We start from the raw sequence: 18,350 nt of genomic DNA on the forward strand, positions 1-18,350 counted from the left end.
GCTTGCGTCAAAGAGCGGTTGTAAACTAGCATTGGGAATACTTCTCAATTGCATGAAAATCTGCAGCCATGAGCGAAACCCTTCCCGCGAATAATGCCAATCACCTGCGCGCGATCGAAGCCCTGTACAGCGGCCATCATGGCTGGCTGTACGCGACGCTGAGAAAAAAACTGGGAAACGCCATGGATGCGGCGGATCTGGTGCAGGACACCTTCACGCGCATCCTCGCCTCGCAAGTCACCGTCATTGAGCAGCCCCGCGCCTATCTGAGCTGCGTGGCCAAGGGCATTCTGGTCAACTGGTATCAGCGCAAGGCACTGGAACGTGCCTATCTGGACGCCCTCGCCCATGTGCCGGCGCCGGAAGTGCCTTCTCCGGAATTGCGTTTCATGGTGCTGGAAACCCTGCACGAAATCGACGCGATGCTCGATGCCCTGCCGCCGCTGGTCAAACGTGCCTTTCTGCTGTCGCAGATCAGCGGTTTGAAATACGACGACATCGCCGAGCAGTTGGGCGTGTCGCTGATCACCGTCAAACGCTACATGAAGCAAGCCTTCGTGCAGTGCCTGTTGCTGGTGGAGTGAATGCTCGCACGGCGCAATGAACCACACCTCGATCACCAGGCGCTGGAGGAAGCCGCCGACTGGTTGATCCGCATGAGTGAAGGCGAACTCAGCGACAGCGAGCGCGGCGAATGGGAATACTGGAAAGCCAGCACCCCCGAGCGCGGTCGTGCCTGGGCGCGGGCGCAGTTGTTGCAGAGCAAACTCGGCGGCCTGCCACCGTCACTGGCGATGTCGGCACTCGATCGCCCGAGCAGCCCGGAGCGCCGTGCGGCGTTGGGCAAACTGGCAATGATTCTGGCGATCCTGCCGGCCGGTTGGGGCAGCTGGAAGCTCGCAGAGTCGCAGCAATGGTCAGCCGACTACCGCACTGCGATCGGCCAGCAACGCGAGCTGACCCTGGCCGACGGATCGAAAATCACCCTGAACACCGACACCGCCATCGACGTGCTGTTCGACGCCAATCAACGCCTCATCCACCTGCGCGAAGGCGAAATACTGGTGCAGACCGCGCCGGACATTTCACCGCTGGCGCGACCGTTTCTGGTCAGTACCCGTCAAGGTCGCATGCAGGCACTGGGCACGCGTTTCACCGTGCGCGAACTGCAACCGCGCACGCACCTTGCGGTGCTGGAAGGCGCGGTCAAAGTCGAGCTCGCGGACAATCGCCAGACCACGCCGCTGATCGTCAACGCCGGTCAACGCACCGACTTCTCTTCCTACACCTTTGGCCAGCTCAGCACTGCCGACCGCTACGTCGGCGCCTGGAGCCAAGGCATGCTGATGGCTGACAAAATGCGCCTGGCCGATTTCGTCGACGAACTCACGCGCTATCGCCGCGGTTTCGTGCGCCTCGATCCGGCAATCGCCGATCTGCGCATTTCCGGCGCCTACCCGATCAGCGACAGCCAGCGCACCCTGAACATGCTGGCGCAAACCTACCCGATCCTCGTCAGCGGCCATTTGAATGGCTACTGGGTCATGCTCTCCCCGGCCTGAGTGAAAAAATAATTGCCGTAGCGGTGATACTTTTTTCGATCTCGACTGGCTATTGGGGAGAAGCACCTTTTCGTCCTGTTCATAGGCTCATTCATCCATGCTTGCCGCACGCCACCTGCGCCCGGAACGTCAGCTCAAACCCGTTGTTCGCAGTGCGTTGCTAAGCCTTGTCCTGATCGGTGCCGTTTGCCCGTTTGCCTTGGCCGCCGTGCCGGTGCAACTGGACGCTGTCGCGGTTCGTGCCTACAACATTCCCGCCGGGCCGCTGGGTGCGACCCTGTCGAGTTTTGCCGTGGACGCTGGTATTGCCTTGTCGTTCCAGCCCTCGTTGTCCGAAGGCTTGAGCAGTCCTGCGCTGATTGGCAAGTTCTCTACGCAAGAGGCGGTCAATCGCTTGCTGGAGGGCAGTGGTCTGGACATGGTTTTGCGCAGTGACGGCAGCTACACGCTGGTGCAGCGCCGGGTGACGCTGGATGAAACCGCCGTGATCGGCACCGACAAGCGCAGCGATGCCCTACTAGAGGTTTACGCCGGTGGCCAGGTCGCCAATGGTGGACGCCTGGGGATTTTAGGCAATACCGATGTGATGGACGCGCCGTTCAGCATCAGCACCTACACCTCGTCGCTGATCAAGGATCAGCAGGCCGTCACCGTCGGCGATGTACTGGAACGTGATTCTTCGGTGCGCTCCACTGGCCAGACCGGGGGGATTGTCGACTCGTTCTTCATCCGTGGCTTTCCCGTCGGCGAAGGCAACCTCGGTGAACTGGCCTTCGACGGCGTGTATGGCGTGGCGCCCAATTATCGCGTGTTCACCGAATACGCCGAGCGCATCGAACTGGTCAAAGGTCCCGGCGCCCTGCTCTATGGCATGTCACCCAACAACGCGGTGGGCGGCGTGATCAACGTGGTGCCGAAACGCTCCCTCGATGAAGACCTGACCCGTTTCACCGCCAGTTACGCCATGGATGCTCAGGCCGGTGGCCATCTCGATGTCAGTCGCCGCTTCGGCGAAGAGCGTCGTTTTGGTGTGCGCTTCAACGGCAGTACGCAACTGGGCAACACGGCGATCGACGATCAATCGCGCCACGTCGACATCGGCGCGATTTCCCTCGACTATCAGGGCGAACGCCTGCGCACAACCTTCGACTGGCTCAACCAGAAAGAAAGCTTCGACGCCGCTTCGCGGCCGTTCCTGATTGCTTCAGGCGTGGACATTCCTTCCGCAGCCAACGGTCGCAGCAACGTCAGTCAGGATTGGGGCTGGTCGAAAACCCGTGACAAATCGGCACTGCTCAGCGGCGAATATGACCTCAGCGACGCATTGGCGGTGTTCGCCCATGCCGGCGGCGGCAAATCCGATGTCGCGCGAATGTCCGACCAGACGCCGACCATTATCAATGCCGCTGGCGACACCTCGTCGATCCCCGGTTATTACAAATTCGAAGTCGAGCGCTACACCGTTGATGCCGGTGCGCGGCTGCGCTTCGATACAGGGCCGATCAGTCACCGCACCACCGTGCAGGTCAGTCGCTATCGCGATGTGTTGTCGCGCGGGATCATTTCCGGCGCACCGATCCTGTCGAACATTTATCACCCGGTGGATCGCCCGCAACCTTACATCCCCAAGCCGGATACGCCGAAGGTCTCGCAGAGCGAACTGACTGGCGTGGCGCTTGCCGACACGCTGTCGATTCTCGATGACCGCGCGCAGGTAACCCTGGGCCTGCGCAAACAGAACATCAAATCCGACAACTACAACGCCGCCGGCGTGATGACCACATCCTACGACGACGGCCGGACGACACCGTTGTTCGGAGCGGTGATCAAGCCTTGGGACCACGTTTCGTTCTACTACAACTACCTCGAAGGGCTGAGCAAGGGCGACATCGCGCCTTCCACCGCGTCCAACGCTGGCGAGATCTTTGCCCCTTATGTTTCCCGCCAGCACGAACTCGGAGTCAAAGCCGACTACGGCACGTTTACCTCCACCATCAGCCTGTTTCAAATCACCAAACCCAGCGGCGAACTGGCCTCGGGGTTGTTCTCAGTGCAGGGCGAACAACGCAATCGCGGGCTGGAGCTGAACGTGTTCGGCGAAGTCACGCCGGGCACTCGCCTGCTCGGCGGCGTGACCCTGCTGAATGCCGAACTGACGAAAACCGGCGTGGCCGCCAACCGCGGCAACAAACCGGTCGGCGTGCCCGAGGTTCAGTCCAACCTCTGGGCTGAATGGGACACCTCATGGGTCGAAGGCCTGACGCTAACCGGAGGCGCGATCCACACCGGCAGCCAGTACGTGAACCAGGCCAACACACAAAAACTCGATGACTGGACCCGCTTCGATGTCGGCGCCCGCTACAGCACGCGCATCGATGATCGACCGACCACGTTTCGCGCCACCGTGCAGAACGTGTTCGATCACGAGTACTGGTCGGGCGTCGCCTCTTATGGCGCGTTCTCCCAAGGCTCACCGCGCACCTTATTACTGTCGGCGACTGTCGATTTCTGAAACGTTCAGCCGGCCAGCGGTGTGAGCCGTTGGCCGAACTGACCTTTGCAAAGGCTTTGACCATGGTGATTTTCGATCGACGCAGCCTCGCGTTGGCTGCGCTGTTACTGGCAGGACTGCTGAGCCTGTCTGCGCTGGCGCCGCGCAATGCAAACGCCAGCGAAACGGATACGGCGCGCACCGAAGTGACCGATCTGCTCGGGCGCAAGGTCAAGGTGCACCTGCCAGTCAGACGGGTCATCCTCGGTGAAGGCCGGCAGTTGTATCTGCTCGCCGCGCTGGACACACAGAACCCGATCGAACGCATCGTCGGCTGGCGCAAGGACCTGATCCAGTCCGACCCGGACACCTACAATGCCTACCTGCGCAAATTCCCCGGCATTGCCAAAATCCCCACCTTCGGCGGTTTTGAAGACGGCACCTTTGATATCGAACAAGCGATCTCGCAGCGCCCGGACGTGATCATCCTCAATATCGAAGCGCAGCACGCCACCGAAGATGCGCGCTATATCGAGAAGCTCGACGCGTTGGGCATCCCGGTGGTGTACGTCGACTTTCGCAACAACCCGATGCAGAACACCGAACCGACCATGCGTCTGTTCGGCAAACTGTTCGGTAAAGAGCAACGCGCCGAGGCGTTCATTGATTTTCGCAACCAGCAGATTCACCGCGTCACCGACGTCATCGAGAAACAGCACCCACCGCGTCCAAGCGTGTTCATCGAGCGCATCGGCGGCTATACCGACGATTGCTGCCTGAGTTTCGGTAATGAAAACTTTGGCCTGTTTGTCGACATGGCCGGCGGCAACAACATCGCCAGGGGGATCATCCCGACCACGTTCGGCCAGTTGAATCCCGAGCAGGTCATCGTCGCCAATCCGGCGCACGTGGTGGTCACCACGGCCAACTGGGAAGCCTTTGCACCCGGTGGCCATTGGGTCGGTGTCGGGCCCGGCGCCGACATGAACCAGGCACGGAAAAAACTCGCGTGGTACACCCTGCGTCCGGCCTACGCCGGAATCAAGGCTCAGGAGACACAAGCCTTTCACGCCATCTGGCATCAGTTCTACAACAGCCCCTACCAGTTCGTGGCCATTCAGCAATTGGCCAAATGGTTTCACCCGGAGCTGTTTGCCGATCTCGACCCGGACGCCTCATTCCGTGAACTGCACGAGCGTTTTCTACCCGTGCCGTATGAGTCGGGCTACTTCGTCAGCCTGCGTAATCCTGAGGTCAAACCATGAGTTCGTTGACCGAGACCGTCGAGGTGCAGCGCGAAACCTACCGTCGACTGGTGTTGCGTAAACGCCTGATCCTCGCCGGGCTGGTGATTCTGTTGCTGTGCAGTGTGCTGCTCGATCTGGCACTGGGTCCGGCGAGTTACAGTTTCAGCGAAGTGCTCGGCGCACTGTTTTCGCCGGACAGCGCCTCGCCACAAGTGCGCGTGGTGATGTGGGATATTCGTTTGCCGGTGGCGCTGATGGCCGTGGCCGTGGGCGCGGCGTTGTCGCTGGCCGGCGCGCAGATGCAGACCATCCTCAACAACCCGTTGGCCAGTCCATTCACCTTGGGTATTTCCGCTGCCGCCAGTTTCGGCGCGGCGTTGGGCCTGGCCTTCGGTGTGGCATTGTTCCCGCTGGCGGCGCAATTCATGGTGCCGCTGAACGCCTTCATCATGGCCATGCTTTCGGCGCTGTTGATTCACTTTCTGAGCATGCGCCGTGGCGTCACTGCCGAAACCATCGTGCTGCTCGGCATCGCGCTGGTGTTCACTTTCAATGCGCTGTTGGCGCTGGTGCAGTTCTTCGCTACCGAACAAGCCGTCGCTGCCGTGGTGTTCTGGACCATGGGCAGCCTGACCAAAGCCACCTGGCCGAAACTCGGGGTGATCTGTCTGGTGATCCTGATCACCGTGCCGATTTTCGCCAAACGCGCCTGGGCCTTGACCGCCCTGCGCCTGGGCGACGACAAGGCTGCCAGTTTCGGCATCAATGTGCGCAGCCTGCGCTTTCAGACGCTGATCATGGTCAGCCTGCTCGCCTCGTTTCCCGTGGCCTTCGTCGGCACCATCGGCTTTATCGGACTGGTCGGCCCGCACATCGCGCGCATGCTGATCGGTGAAGATCAGCGCTTCTTTTTGCCGGCCTCCTTGCTCACCGGCTCGTTGATTCTCTCGGCCAGTTCGGTGGTCAGCAAGACCCTGATCCCCGGTGCGATTTTCCCTATCGGCGTGGTCACCTCGCTGATCGGCGTACCGTTCTTCATTTCACTGATTCTCGGCGGGAAGAAAAACTCATGGTGACGCTGCAACTGGACAATCTCGGCGCCCGCTACGGCCAGCGCGAGATCATTCGTGGTGTCTCGACAGCAACGTTTTCTGGCGGTCAGGTGGTTGCCGTGGTCGGGCCCAATGCGGCCGGCAAATCGACGTTGTTCAAACGTATGGCCGGGCTGATCGACGGGCCGGGTCAGGTCATCCTGAAAGAATCGAAAAAAGGCCCGACGGGCATCAGCTACATGCCGCAAGGCCTGAATGCCAGTGCGCGTTTGACGGTGTACGAATCCGTGCTGCTGGCGCGCAAGCAACTGACCCCGGGCTGGGTGGTCCACGATGATGAGCTGAAACTGGTCGACGAGATTCTCGCCGCGCTGGGCATCACCGGGCTGTCGTTCCGTAACCTTGGTGAACTCAGCGGCGGTCAGCAGCAGTTGGTCTCCATCGCCCAGACGCTGGTGCGCGAGCCGGAAATCCTGCTGATGGACGAACCGACCAGCGCCCTCGATATGCATCGACAAGTGCAAGTGCTGAACTTCATGCGCAGCCTCGCGCGCAAACGCGAGGTGATTGTGTTTATCGCCATCCATGATCTGAATCAGGCGTTGCGCTTCGCCGATCAGGTGCTGGTGATTGCTGATGGCACCAGTCAGGGCAGCGGCCCGAGCAATGAGGTGATCACCGAACAGATGCTGCGCGAGGTCTACAAGGTCGAAGCACGCATCGAGCAGTGCAGCAAAGGGCTATCGCATATCCTGATCGACGATATCGTCTGATCTGCGGCGATCACGGATCGACTTGCGCCATCAGCTCAGGCACCGATTCCGGGCGCTTGGCGTAGCGCTGAGCGAGCACCGCGCAGACCATCAATTGAATCTGATGAAACAGCATCAACGGCAGGATCAACACGCCAATCGTGCTGCCGGCAAACAACACCTGCGCCATCGGCACACCGGTGGCCAGGCTCTTTTTCGAACCGCAGAACAGAATGGTGATGCGGTCTTCCTGGCTGAAGCCGAAGGCCTTGCCCAACAGCGTCGACGCCAACAGCACCAGCGCCAGCAGAATGCAGCAGACCACCACCAGCCCCAGCAACTCGACCAGCGGAATCTGATGCCAGATACCTTCGTTGACCGCCTCGCTGAACGCGCCGTAAACCACCAGCAGAATCGAACCCTGATCAACAAACTTCAGCCAGTTCTTGTTGCGCCCCACCCACGCGCCGATCCAGCGACGGGCGATCTGCCCGGCAATGAACGGCAGGAGCAATTGCACGCTGATTTTCAGGATCGCATCCAGCGTCGAACCACCATCACCATGGACGTCGAGCAATAGCGTCACCAACAGCGGCGTGAGGAAAATCCCGAACAAACTCGACGCCGCCGCGCTGCAGATCGCCGCCGGAATATTACCGCGCGCCAGGGAGGTGAACGCGATCGCCGACTGTACCGTGGCCGGCAGTGCGCACAGGTAAAGCATGCCCATGTACAGCTTGTCGCCGATCAGCGGTGACAGCAGCGGTTTCAACGCCAGACCCAATAACGGGAAAAGGACAAACGTCAGGCCGAACACCAGCAAATGCAGGCGCCAGTGGCCGGCGCCGGCAATGATCGACTCGCGGGAAAGCTTGGCACCGTGCAGGAAAAACAGCAGGGCGATGGCGATGTTGGTCAGCCAGCCGAAGCCGACGGCGACCTGGCCGCTGGCCGGCAGGAAACTGGCCAGCAGCACGACGCCAATCAGCGTCAGGGTGAAGTTGTCGGGCAGAAAACGTGGGCGAGTCATGGTCGGTTCATCCGGGGGTTGCCAGTGCGTGCCGACGACTCTAACGTGACGGCCAATTACCGACTAACGCCGAAGGGCCACAAGATGCCGCCTAAAGGACATGACAAAAGCGTCCGTCGCAGCATTCCCGGGCTGCCCAGCCTGCCGCGTCCACTCTACGGACGCACCGAATCGCTGCCCAATCGCGCCCTGACCCGGCGTCACAGTCACCCGTGGGTGCAGTTGTCCTACGCGATTCAAGGTGTGCTGGAAATCCAGACCAGTGCCGGGCGCTTCGTCGCCCCGCCGGAGCGCGCCGTGTGGATCCCGGCGGGCGTGCCGCATCGGGTATTCAGCTCGCCGCACACGGAAATGCGCAGCCTCTACATCGATTGCAGCGTTGCCGGATGGGCGCTCGAGCGCTGTCATGTGCTCGGCGTCAGCGATCTGCTCAGGGAGCTGATCCGCGCGTTCAGTCAGGTTCCGGTGGAATACGACCAGAGCGGCCCGCATGGACGCCTAGCTCAAGTGATCCTCGATCAACTGGCCGAGGCGCCGCAGATCGACCTGATGCTGCCGTTGCCACAAGACGCCCGCTTAAAGCAGATCTATCAGAGCCTTGAACAACACCCGGAACAGCAGACCACACTGAGCCACTGGAGCGAGAAGTTTGGCGTCACCGAAAAGACCCTCACCCGCCTGTTTCTGCGCGACACCGGCCTGACCTTCCGCGCCTGGCGCCAGCGCCTGCGCCTGCTCGGCGCGCTGACACCGCTGGAAAAAGGTGAACGCGTCACCGACGTCGCGCTGGCCTGCGGTTACGACTCGACGTCGGCGTTTATCGCGGCGTTTCGCCAACAGTTCGGGGAAACACCCGGCGAATTTTTTCGCTGATCAGCGATCCGCCAGCTCTTCCAGCAAATCGGCAGACGGCACGAAATACAGACTGCCGGTCACCGCAGTACTGAAATCCAGCAACTTGTCGTAGTTGCCCGGTGGTTTGCCGACAAACATGTTTTCCAGCATCTGCTCCATCGGCTCGGGCGAACGCGCGTAGCCGATGAAGAAGGTGCCGAACTCCCCGGCTCCCGGCCGGCCGAACGGCATGTTGTCACGGAGGATCTTCACTTCCTCGCCGTCAGCGTTGGTGATGGTGGTCAGCGCGCTGTGCGAGTTGCTCGGTTTGACCGCGTCATCCAGTTCGATATCGGAGAGTTTCGTGCGACCGATCACGCGTTCCTGAGCTTCAACGCTCAAGCCGTTCCACGCGGTTATGTTGTGCAGGTACTTCTGCACCAGCACGTAACTGCCGCCGCTGAAGTCGGGGTCTTCGTCACCGACAATGGTGAAGTTGACCGCTTTGCGCCCGACCGGGTTTTCCGTGCCGTCGACAAAACCGATGATGCTGCGCATATCGAAATAGCGGAAACCCTGCACTTCGTCGACCACCGTCACCGCATCGCCGAGTGCCGCCATGATCTGCGTGGCCAGTTCAAAACACAGGTCCATTTGATCGGCGCGAATGTGCAGCAGGAGATCACCCGGGGTTGCCGGAGCGTGCCGCCCTTCCCCGCCAAACTCGCGAAAACCATGCAGCGACGCCGGACGCGGATGGCCAAACAGGCGATCCCACGCGTTCGAGGAAAAGCCGCAAATGCACGTCAGATTGCCGGTCGGTACACGCTTGCCAACCGAACGCACCAGCCCGGCGACATCGCCGCACCAGTCTTTGACGGTTTGCGCGGCATCAGCCCCGGCATTCAGCGTCGCGACGATGAAAATCGCGCTGCTGGTGATCGGACTGCACACCGCTTGAGGTTCGAGAATGTCGGTATTCATCGCTGAAAACATTGCTCCGTAAAAAGTGCCCGAGCTGTTAACGAGGGCGGATAGTTCGTTTTTATCGAACTGTTGCGCAGAAATAAACGATTTTTCTTTGGCGCAAAAGCGTCGCTAGCATGGCCTCGTCTGAACCCAATCCAAGAATAGACAGGGAGCGTGACATGCCAGCCACAAACATCAATATCGGCGAACCGTGGATGTGGGGCGCCTTCATCGTCTTCGTACTTGCCATGCTGGCATTGGACCTGTTTGTTTTCGGTGGGCGCAAGGCGCATCGGGTCTCAGTGCGCGAAGCCTTGTCCTGGGTCATTGCCTGGTGCTTGCTGGCACTGAGTTTTGCCGCGCTGCTCTGGTGGTATCTGCACGGTGCGTTCGGCGCCGAGATCGCCCGGGAAAAGACCCTCGAATTTCTCACTGGATATCTGATCGAGCAGTCGCTGTCGATCGATAACATGTTCGTTTTCGTGATGATCTTCAGCTACTTCGCTGTGCCGCCAGAGCTTCAGCGGCGCGTGCTGCTGTACGGCGTGCTCGGGGCGATCGTGATGCGCGCGGTAATGATTTTTGCCGGGGTGTGGCTGGTGTCGCAGTTCGAATGGCTGCTGTATGCGTTTGGGGTGTTCCTGATCTTCACCGGGATCAAGATGCTGGTGTTTGCCGACCACCAGCCGGACCTGGACAAGAATCCTTTATTGCGCTGGGTGCGCGGGCATATGCGCATCACCAGCGGGTTTCATGGCGAACGGTTTTTCGTGCTGCAAAACGGCGTGCGCTGGGCCACGCCGATGTTTCTGGTGCTGGTGCTGATCGAGGCCAGTGACTTGATGTTTGCGGTGGATAGTATTCCGGCGATCTTCGCGGTGACGACTGACCCGTTCATTGTCTTCACCTCGAATATCTTCGCGATCATGGGCCTGCGCGCGCTGTATTTCCTGCTGGCGGACATGGCGGACCGCTTTCACTTGCTCAAGTATGGGCTGGCGATTGTGTTGGTGTTTATCGGTGGGAAGATGGTGTTGATGCCGTGGCTGCACATGCCGGTGGAATGGTCGTTGGCGGTGGTCGGTGGGGTGATTCTAAGTTCGGTTTTGCTGAGTCTGGTGATGACCAAAGATGCCGAACGCAGCACTGAATGACACCCTACATAAATCTGTGGGAGCGAGCTTGCTCGCGAAAGCGGTGTGTCATTCAACGATGATGCTGGATGATCCGACGCCTTCGCGAGCAAGCTCGCTCCCACAGGGATTTCGTTCAGCCCATATCTATTTGTCAGACTTGATGCTGGTCCACACCCGCGTGCGCACGCGCTCTAGTTTCTGCGGCAACGGTTGCACGACGTAGAGATTTTTCAGCGCTTCCGGGGTCGGCGTCAGGTTCGGGTTACCGGTGATTTCCTTGTTGATCAGCGGCATCGAATCCTTGTTCGCATTCGGGTAACCGAGGAAGTCGCTGATCGGCGCGATCACTTTCGGGTCGAGCAAGGTGTTGAGGAATTCATGCGCCTCGCTGACGTTCTTCGCGCTCTTCGGAATGGCGAAGGTGTCGAACCAGATCGGCGCGCCTTCTTTCGGCAAGCGCCAGTCGACCACCACACCATTGCCGGCTTCTTTGGCGCGGTTGCCGAACTGGTAGAAGCTGCCGGAATAACCGATGGCCACGCAGATGTCGCCGTTGGCGATGTCAGTCATGTATTTGGCCGAGTTGAAATAGGTCACGTACGGGCGAACCTTGAGCATCAACTCCTTGGCTTTTTCATAATCGGCGGGGTTCTGGCTGTTCGGGTCGAGGCCCAGATAATGCAGGGCCAGCGGCAGGATTTCCGTCGGCGAATCAAGCATCGCCACGCCGCAGGATTTGAGTTTTTCCATGTTCTCCGGTTTGAACACCAGATCCCAGCTGTCCACCGGCGCGTTGTCGCCCAGTGCGGCTTTGACCTTGGCCGGGTTGAAGCCGATCAGCACGGTGCCGACCATGTAAGGCACGCCGTACTGGTTGCCCGGATCGTTCTTGCCCAGCAGTTTCAGCAGCTCCGGATCCTGATGGCTCCAGTTCGGCAGTTTCGATTTATCCAGTTTCTGAAACACGCCAGCCTTGATCTGCGTTTCAAGGAACTGGTTGGACGGCACCACCAAGTCGTAACCGGAGTTGCCGGTCAGCAGTTTGGCTTCCAGGGATTCATTGGTGTCGAAGGTGTCCCAGGTCACTTTGATGCCGCTTTTTGCGGCGAAATCCTTGGGCACAGACGGCAGGATGTAATCCGCCCAGTTGTAAACGCGCAGTTCGCGTTGCTCAGCCTGGACGGCGCCGGCCAACAGCGTCAGCCCGCACACAGTGGCACCCAGAATGCGTTTCATCGTGACCATGGTTGTTCCCCAAAAGGCAGCGTGAGTTCGATGGTTTTTATGTTCTGTACACGGCAGCGGCTGTAAAGGTAGCCAAGGGTAAAAAAGGTTCAGCGTCTGGTTATGGTTTTGATTCTTGCTGACAGCGTAGACGGATCACAGTGGGGGATGGGCCAAAAGGGGATCGATGTGGCCAATTTGATTGACCGCCGGGATGCGGAAACAACAATGCCCGGCACTTGGCCGGGCATTGGGGTGAAGCGGATCAGGTCAGTCGGTGTAACCCAACCTCGCCGCCCTGCTCTGCTGAGTCTGGCCGCGTGTCGCCAGGCAGTAATACAACGGAACGGTGACCACCAAGCCCACCAGCCAGGACAGATCCGCGCCGTCGACCAGATTGGCGTAAGGCCCGACATACAGTGAGGTATTGGCAAACGGCAACTGCACGAGGATGCCGATGAAGTAGGCAATGATCGCGTGCAGGTTGAAACGCCCGTAAATCCCGCCGTCAGCGCGAAAAATCGAGGTGATGTCGTAGTTGCCTCGCTTGATCAGGTAGAAGTCGATGAGGTTGATCGACGCCCACGGCACCAGCACCAGCAGCAGCGCCAGAATCAAACCGATGAACTCGGAAATGAAATCCGCCGATGCACCCAGCGCAACCACGCAGCAACCCGCGAGCACCACGCTCGACAACACCACGCGCACCTTGATGCTCGGCGTCCATTGGCTGGCAAATGTCTGGATCGAGGTAATGATCGACAACACCGCACCATACAGATTCAGCGCGTTGTGGCTGATGATATTCAGCAGAAACAACACCATCAGAATCGGCCCCAGCCACCCGGTGGATTGCTTGACTGCAACCATCGCTTCAGTACCTTCCGGGGTCGCCAGCACCGCCACGGCGCCGAAGCTGAACGACAGAATCGTGCCCAGCGTCGCGCCCAGATAGGTCGCCCAAAACGGTTTGGCAATGCCGATATCCGCTGGCAGGTAACGCGAGTAATCGGACACGTACGGCGAAAAGCTGATCTGCCAGATGATCCCCAGCGACACCGTCGCCAGCCAGCCGGACAAGTTAAAACTTCCGCGAGTGAGAAAGTCCGCCGGCAAGTCATGGGCGAAGATATAGATGAACCCGGCCAGCAACGCACTGCCCATCACCCAGGTGCCGATGCGGTTCAGCGTGTGAATGAAGTTGTAGCCGATCACACCGATCGCCGTAGCTGCCAGTGCACCGATCAGAATGCTCAGAGGCGCCGGCACCGACGGCGCAATGCCGACGATGGATTTACCCGCCAGGACGATGTTGGAAATAAAGAAACCGATGTAGATGAGCGCGGCGAAGAACACGATCAACAGCGCGCCGTAACGCCCGAACTGGCCGCGACTCTGGACCATTTGCGGAATGCCCATGCGCGGGCCTTGCGCCGAGGCCAGCGCAATCACCACGCCGCCAATCATGTGCCCCAGCGCAATCGCCAGCAGCCCCCAAAGCAAATCGAGGTGGAACACCTGAACCACCATGGCGCCGGTGACGATGGGCAGTGGCGCAATGTTGGTGCTGAACCAAAGGGTGAATAGGTCGCGGGCCTTCCCGTGGCGTTCCGCGAGTGGGACGTAGTCGACCGTATGGTTCTCGATCAACGGATCTTGCCGGGACATCTGGGACATATGCATGAACTCGAGTTTGTCTGTTCTTATCGTTGTATGAAGCCAAACCGGGGGGACTCTCTGGCCGCCCCTCAGATGCAGACCATATTATGGTATTCCAAACAATTCACAAGACTGATCCGTAGTTTGCGACGCCAACTGATACGCCATCCTTACTGAAACTGCGGCTTGCAGACCAGTCTAAAGCCCCGTAAATGCTGAGTTTCCGACGAACGCGGCACGTTTATCGGTTCAGCTTAAAAGGCCTTGCAAAGATCGAATACTGGTATACCATCAGACCAACAAACACATAAAAACAGCAACACATCATCCGAGGACCGACCAATGATCGATGCCGCCATCTACAAACAAGTCATGGGCTCGTTCCCGTCCGGCGTAACCGTTATCACCACCCTGGACGATGACGGTCAGATCGTCGGCCTGACTGCCAGCGCGTTCAGCTCGCTGTCGATGGACCCGGCGCTGGTGCTGTTCTGCCCCAACTACAGTTCTGATTCGTACCCGGTACTGATCAAAAACAAACGCTTTGCGATCCACGTTCTGTCAGGCGGCCAGCAAAGCGAGGCCTACGCCTTCGCCCGCAAAGGCAAGGACAAGGCGCAAGGCATCGAATGGACCTTGAGCGAACTGGGTAACCCGATCCTCGCCAACGCGACAGCTATCATCGAATGTGAGCTGTGGCGCGAATATGAAGGCGGCGACCACGCCATCATGGTCGGCGCGGTGAAGAATCTGATCGTCCCCGAGCAAATCGCCGGACCGCTGGTGTACTGCCACGGCAAGATGGGCGCCCTGCCCGTCCTGGCCTGATAGAAGAACAACGCATAACAACTGTGGGAGCGAGCTTGCTCGCGAAGGCGTCCTGTCAGTCGCCACAGATGCCGGCTGTTACACCGCCATCGCGAGCAAGCTCGCTCCCACATGTAGCCTCAACAACAAAAGATCCGAGGAAGCGTCATGAAATTTTCCCTGTTCATCCACATGGAACGCTGGGACGAAAGCGTCAGCCACCGCCAACTGTTCGAAGACCTCACCGAACTGACCCTGATGGCCGAGGCCGGCGGTTTCAGTACCGTGTGGATCGGCGAACACCACGCCATGGAATACACCATCTCGCCAAGCCCGATGCCATTGCTCGCCTACCTCGCGGCCAAAACCACCACCATCCACCTCGGCGCCGGCACCATCATCGCGCCGTTCTGGCACCCGTTGCGGGTCGCCGGTGAATGCGCACTGCTCGACGTGATCAGCAACGGTCGTATGGAAGTCGGCCTGGCGCGTGGCGCTTATCAAGTTGAATTCGATCGCATGGCCGGCGGCATGCCTGCCTCCAGCGGTGGTCAGGCATTGCGCGAAATGGTCCCGGTGGTCCGCGCCCTGTGGCAAGGCGACTACGCCCACGACGGTGACATCTGGAAATTCCCCACCTCCACCAGCGTGCCAAAACCAATTCAAAAGCCCAACCCGCCAATGTGGATCGCCGCCCGTGACCCGGATTCGCACAACTTCGCCGTGGCCAACGGCTGCAACGTCATGGTTACGCCGCTGATGAAGGGCGACGAAGAAGTCCTCGACCTGAAGAACAAGTTCCAGACCGCGCTGGACAACAACCCGGATGTGCCACGTCCGCAACTGATGGTGCTGCGTCACACTCACGTGCACACGGCTGATAATCCGGACGGCTGGAAAGTCGGGGCGAAAGCTATTTCACGGTTTTATCGCACGTTCGATGCGTGGTTTGGCAACAAGGAAACGCCGGTCAATGGCTTCCTGGCGCCGAGCCCGGAAGAGAAGTTTGCCGGACGTCCTGAGTTTGAGCTGGAGAGTCTGCACAAGACGGCGATGATTGGTACGCCGGAAGAGATCATTCCGCGGATCAAGTACTACCAGGAACTGGGGGTGGATGAGTTCAGTTTCTGGTGTGACAACAGCTTGCCGCATGACGAGAAGAAGAAGTCGCTGGAGCTGTTTATCAAGCATGTGGTGCCGGCGTTTCGGTGAGATTTCTTCTAACGTCTCACTCATGAAAACGCCCGAATCTTTGGGCGTTTTTATTTGGGGTCCGTTCGGCAGAAGATAATTTTCAGCCATTGAGCCACGCCTACATTTCCCCCCGCCTAAAAATACTCATTAAAAGCATCAATGATTTTATCCAGAACCTCATGATTACCTTTCAAACTTTGAAATTCTTCGGAACTGATCAAATTACAGCGAAGGCATTCAGAGAACTCCCTATGGCTGCTGCCAGCTGAGTTCAAAGCTATTACGCCATATTCTTCGCACGCACTTTCAAATGCCAGCCAATCACCATCCAGATTACCTATAACCATCGGATAATCGACAGTCCCTTTGAAAAAATCTCGAAAGCCTGCACTTAAATTTCCAATATCTTCCTCAACGTCCTGCCCATCTAAAAGGTAGCAGGCGCCACTATGCGGGTTACCAAAAAGGACAAATACTTTCGCTGAAAAGACCTGATAATTCAGGCAGCACAGTTCATTCAAAACATCAGCAAAGCTTAATAGTGGCCTTTCAAAAAAATAATATTCAAGCCCAACGTCGCTGAACACCATCGCGGGCAGATCTTTTTTAAAATCAATACGACTGGATAGCATTTTCGCTATCTGAATTGACTCCTCAATATCAATTTTTGACAGGCCCATTTACTTACCCTTGAATCGGATTTTGACGATCGTTTTTTTAATTCCTGCTATATCCAATGATGCGGAAGGTTCTTTCGTCGACGTCGATTCCGGATAAAATCTGTGGGTTCTATCCCCCTTGGTCAGAATTGAAATTTTTCCGTCCTGCGAAGACGTCCTATCGTAACCATTGGCTTCCAGCATTTTTATCGCCTCTGGAGGAAAACGGGGACAGGCCACGTTTTTGGAGTGTTATCTAAACGTGGTCTGTCCCCATTTACAAATGGGTATCGGCATCAACCGCTTCCGCAGCCCCCGACAAAGTTTAACGCGATAGCAGCGGCCACATTGCCGGCCTGAGAAACCAATCCTTCCTTCAAGTTATCGCTGTAACTGCCTCCGCCAATCACGGTTTTTATGGCCCCGCCAGCGAGCCCCTGAGCACCCGCACGGACCGCGAAACCACCGATACCTTGAAGAGTATTTAGGTCAAATCCTTTTGTAAGCTTGTTGAACGACACCGTGTGGCCGCCGAGTTGTGGATCGATCACACCCTTTGTAAAGCCGGCTGTGAGACCCGACATTGCTGCACCTTTCAGACTGTCCTTACTGAAGGCTTCCTTTAACTGCGGCCCCTAGATAAACGGGGCGGACCACATTTCGAAGTACTTTCTAAACGTGGTCTGTCCCCATTTGTTCCCCAACCCGTCGCATGCACCATACGCCTTCAACGCACGGACGATCCTCCGGATCGAATGTGTCCTGCAACTTCTTGAGCCAAAGCCTCTACGATGGGGCCAGGTCCTTCAATCTTCAGCCCTATATAAGTCTCAGACTCAATGGTGATGACCGCATCTCCCAGCTTGACCGTTGCTGTATCAAGCTCTTGGGATCCACCAACGCCCCATGAACTTCCTACTCCTATTGCGCCATGGGACGTGAGCACCGCTACTAGAGCAGCCTTCAAAACATCGTCGTATTCGTCCCCAAGCCGGATGCTCTTGTTTTCTATATTCATCATTAGAATCCCAGGTCCTTACCGCCTGCGCGGCTTGCTGATTCAGTAATTTGCTCCCAACTCTTTCCTTTTGCTCTGAGCCATTCGTTCGAAGGAACCGGGGACAAGGAAACGGGGACAGACCATGTTTTCGGAGTACTTTCTAAACGTCGTCCGCCCCCATTTATCCTTCTACATTTAATCTTTAGTGAAGTCGTCGCAACGTATCCAGTCAGTGAGCTCCAATGGTAGCTTACAAATAGAAGACTGCATCAACTTCGGGAGATCCACTAACTTTAGCGCCGATTTTGGTTTGGCAATTAATTTATAACCACCCTGCTCGGAAGCGTCATGACTGAACAACCCTCTGCCGGCCATTTCAACAAAAGATTTTAAATAGCGCGCACGCTGAGCTTCATCGGCAAACTCAACCAAATTGGCTTCTACTATCTCAACGTCCACGCCTCCAGGCCTTGAATAGAAGTAGTCATAAATTTTCTCATATCTGGAAGTTGACTGACGGACATCGTCAGGTACAACCCCATGTCCACCTGTAGCGAAATGAGCGATGACCCCACCACGACATGAGGCAAACCAATCAAGATCATTGATTTCCAGAAATTCGTCGTGCATTTCCATTATTCGACTCCGGAAATATTAGTGCAGTTATCACACCTAGGAACTACCTGCCCGTCCTTGGGCGGATCGAGGGAGTGAATTTTAGAGAAAACGGGGAC

17 protein-coding genes and 2 pseudogenes are annotated in these 18,350 nt (G+C 57.9%); 10 read left to right on the plus strand and 9 right to left on the minus strand.

Annotated elements, in window-relative coordinates:
• The first annotated feature begins 68 nt into the window (after positions 1–68).
• The 6 genes from HUW52_RS19215 (at position 69) to HUW52_RS19240 (ending at position 7,125) form a co-directional block, all read left to right on the plus strand.
• Positions 69–584 carry a sigma-70 family RNA polymerase sigma factor gene (locus HUW52_RS19215; protein WP_175554585.1) on the plus strand — a complete coding sequence of 172 codons (516 nt, stop codon included), beginning with the start codon at positions 69–71 and terminating at the stop codon, positions 582–584.
• Positions 585–1,562 carry a FecR domain-containing protein gene (locus HUW52_RS19220; protein ID WP_175554586.1) on the plus strand — a complete coding sequence of 326 codons (978 nt, stop codon included), beginning with the start codon at positions 585–587 and terminating at the stop codon, positions 1,560–1,562.
• A 97-nt stretch (positions 1,563–1,659) separates the two neighbouring features.
• The gene (locus HUW52_RS19225; protein WP_175554587.1) at positions 1,660–4,074 is read left to right on the plus strand and encodes a TonB-dependent receptor; all 2,415 of its coding nucleotides are present in this window, start codon (positions 1,660–1,662) and stop codon (positions 4,072–4,074) included.
• A 62-nt stretch (positions 4,075–4,136) separates the two neighbouring features.
• Positions 4,137–5,318 (plus strand): ABC transporter substrate-binding protein, encoded by a 1,182-nt coding sequence (locus HUW52_RS19230; RefSeq protein ID WP_026000744.1) that lies wholly within the window; start codon positions 4,137–4,139, stop codon positions 5,316–5,318.
• Positions 5,315–6,376, plus strand: coding sequence for an iron ABC transporter permease (locus HUW52_RS19235; RefSeq protein WP_175554588.1), 1,062 nt, complete (start codon positions 5,315–5,317; stop codon positions 6,374–6,376). The genes HUW52_RS19230 and HUW52_RS19235 overlap by 4 nt, the downstream gene beginning before the upstream one ends.
• A complete protein-coding gene (locus HUW52_RS19240) occupies positions 6,370–7,125 on the plus strand; it encodes an ABC transporter ATP-binding protein (RefSeq protein ID WP_175554589.1) in 756 nt (251 codons plus the stop codon). Before HUW52_RS19235 ends, HUW52_RS19240 begins: the two co-directional genes overlap by 7 nt.
• Positions 7,126–7,135: 10 nt before the next feature.
• Here HUW52_RS19240 and HUW52_RS19245 read toward each other — a convergent pair whose 3' ends face one another.
• Positions 7,136–8,134 (minus strand): bile acid:sodium symporter family protein, encoded by a 999-nt coding sequence (locus tag HUW52_RS19245; RefSeq protein WP_095050073.1) that lies wholly within the window; start codon positions 8,132–8,134, stop codon positions 7,136–7,138.
• An 84-nt stretch (positions 8,135–8,218) separates the two neighbouring features.
• Between HUW52_RS19245 and HUW52_RS19250 the strand changes: the two genes are divergently transcribed.
• Entirely contained in the window at positions 8,219–9,007 is a 789-nt protein-coding gene (locus tag HUW52_RS19250) for a helix-turn-helix domain-containing protein (protein WP_095111479.1), read from the plus strand.
• On the opposite strand, the gene HUW52_RS19255 is transcribed toward HUW52_RS19250, so the two are convergent.
• A complete protein-coding gene (locus HUW52_RS19255) occupies positions 9,008–9,952 on the minus strand; it encodes a Dyp-type peroxidase (RefSeq protein ID WP_175554590.1) in 945 nt (314 codons plus the stop codon).
• A gap of 164 nt (positions 9,953–10,116) precedes the next feature.
• Here HUW52_RS19255 and HUW52_RS19260 point away from each other — a divergent pair, with 164 nt between their 5' ends.
• Positions 10,117–11,091 (plus strand): TerC family protein, encoded by a 975-nt coding sequence (locus HUW52_RS19260; RefSeq protein ID WP_175554591.1) that lies wholly within the window; start codon positions 10,117–10,119, stop codon positions 11,089–11,091.
• 11 nt (positions 11,092–11,102) lie between these two features.
• On the opposite strand, the pseudogene HUW52_RS30415 reads toward HUW52_RS19260, so the two are convergent.
• The 3 genes and pseudogenes from HUW52_RS30415 to HUW52_RS19270 form a co-directional block, all read right to left on the minus strand.
• Positions 11,103–11,228 (minus strand): annotated as a pseudogene (locus HUW52_RS30415) (metal ABC transporter ATP-binding protein); the annotation flags it as partial.
• On the minus strand, positions 11,218–12,318 hold the full coding sequence (locus HUW52_RS19265) for a polyamine ABC transporter substrate-binding protein (protein ID WP_016987071.1): 1,101 nt from the start codon (positions 12,316–12,318) through the stop codon (positions 11,218–11,220). The gene HUW52_RS19265 and the pseudogene HUW52_RS30415, both read right to left, overlap by 11 nt.
• Before the next feature lie 249 nt (positions 12,319–12,567).
• A complete protein-coding gene (locus HUW52_RS19270) occupies positions 12,568–13,974 on the minus strand; it encodes a cytosine permease (RefSeq protein WP_160057392.1) in 1,407 nt (468 codons plus the stop codon).
• Between the two features lie 324 nt (positions 13,975–14,298).
• Here HUW52_RS19270 and HUW52_RS19275 point away from each other — a divergent pair, with 324 nt between their 5' ends.
• Positions 14,299–14,784, plus strand: coding sequence for a flavin reductase family protein (locus tag HUW52_RS19275; RefSeq protein ID WP_016987069.1), 486 nt, complete (start codon positions 14,299–14,301; stop codon positions 14,782–14,784).
• Positions 14,785–14,931: 147 nt separating this feature from the next.
• Entirely contained in the window at positions 14,932–15,975 is a 1,044-nt protein-coding gene (locus HUW52_RS19280; RefSeq protein ID WP_150795472.1) for an LLM class flavin-dependent oxidoreductase, read from the plus strand.
• Between the two features lie 116 nt (positions 15,976–16,091).
• Here HUW52_RS19280 and HUW52_RS19285 read toward each other — a convergent pair whose 3' ends face one another.
• From HUW52_RS19285 to HUW52_RS19300, 4 genes and pseudogenes are all read right to left on the minus strand, one after another.
• On the minus strand, positions 16,092–16,637 hold the full coding sequence (locus HUW52_RS19285) for a hypothetical protein (protein WP_175554592.1): 546 nt from the start codon (positions 16,635–16,637) through the stop codon (positions 16,092–16,094).
• 275 nt (positions 16,638–16,912) lie between these two features.
• A pseudogene (locus HUW52_RS19290) lies at positions 16,913–17,230 on the minus strand (DUF637 domain-containing protein); the annotation flags it as partial.
• Positions 17,231–17,343: 113 nt separating this feature from the next.
• Positions 17,344–17,634: a hypothetical protein gene (locus HUW52_RS19295; protein WP_175554594.1), complete on the minus strand. Its 291-nt coding sequence runs from the start codon at positions 17,632–17,634 to the stop codon at positions 17,344–17,346.
• A gap of 177 nt (positions 17,635–17,811) precedes the next feature.
• Positions 17,812–18,252, minus strand: coding sequence for a hypothetical protein (locus tag HUW52_RS19300; protein ID WP_175554595.1), 441 nt, complete (start codon positions 18,250–18,252; stop codon positions 17,812–17,814).
• Positions 18,253–18,350 lie beyond the last annotated feature (98 nt).

It is taken from the genome of Pseudomonas sp. 43A (genome assembly GCF_013363935.1).
Lineage (GTDB): Bacteria > Pseudomonadota > Gammaproteobacteria > Pseudomonadales > Pseudomonadaceae > Aquipseudomonas > Aquipseudomonas crudilactis.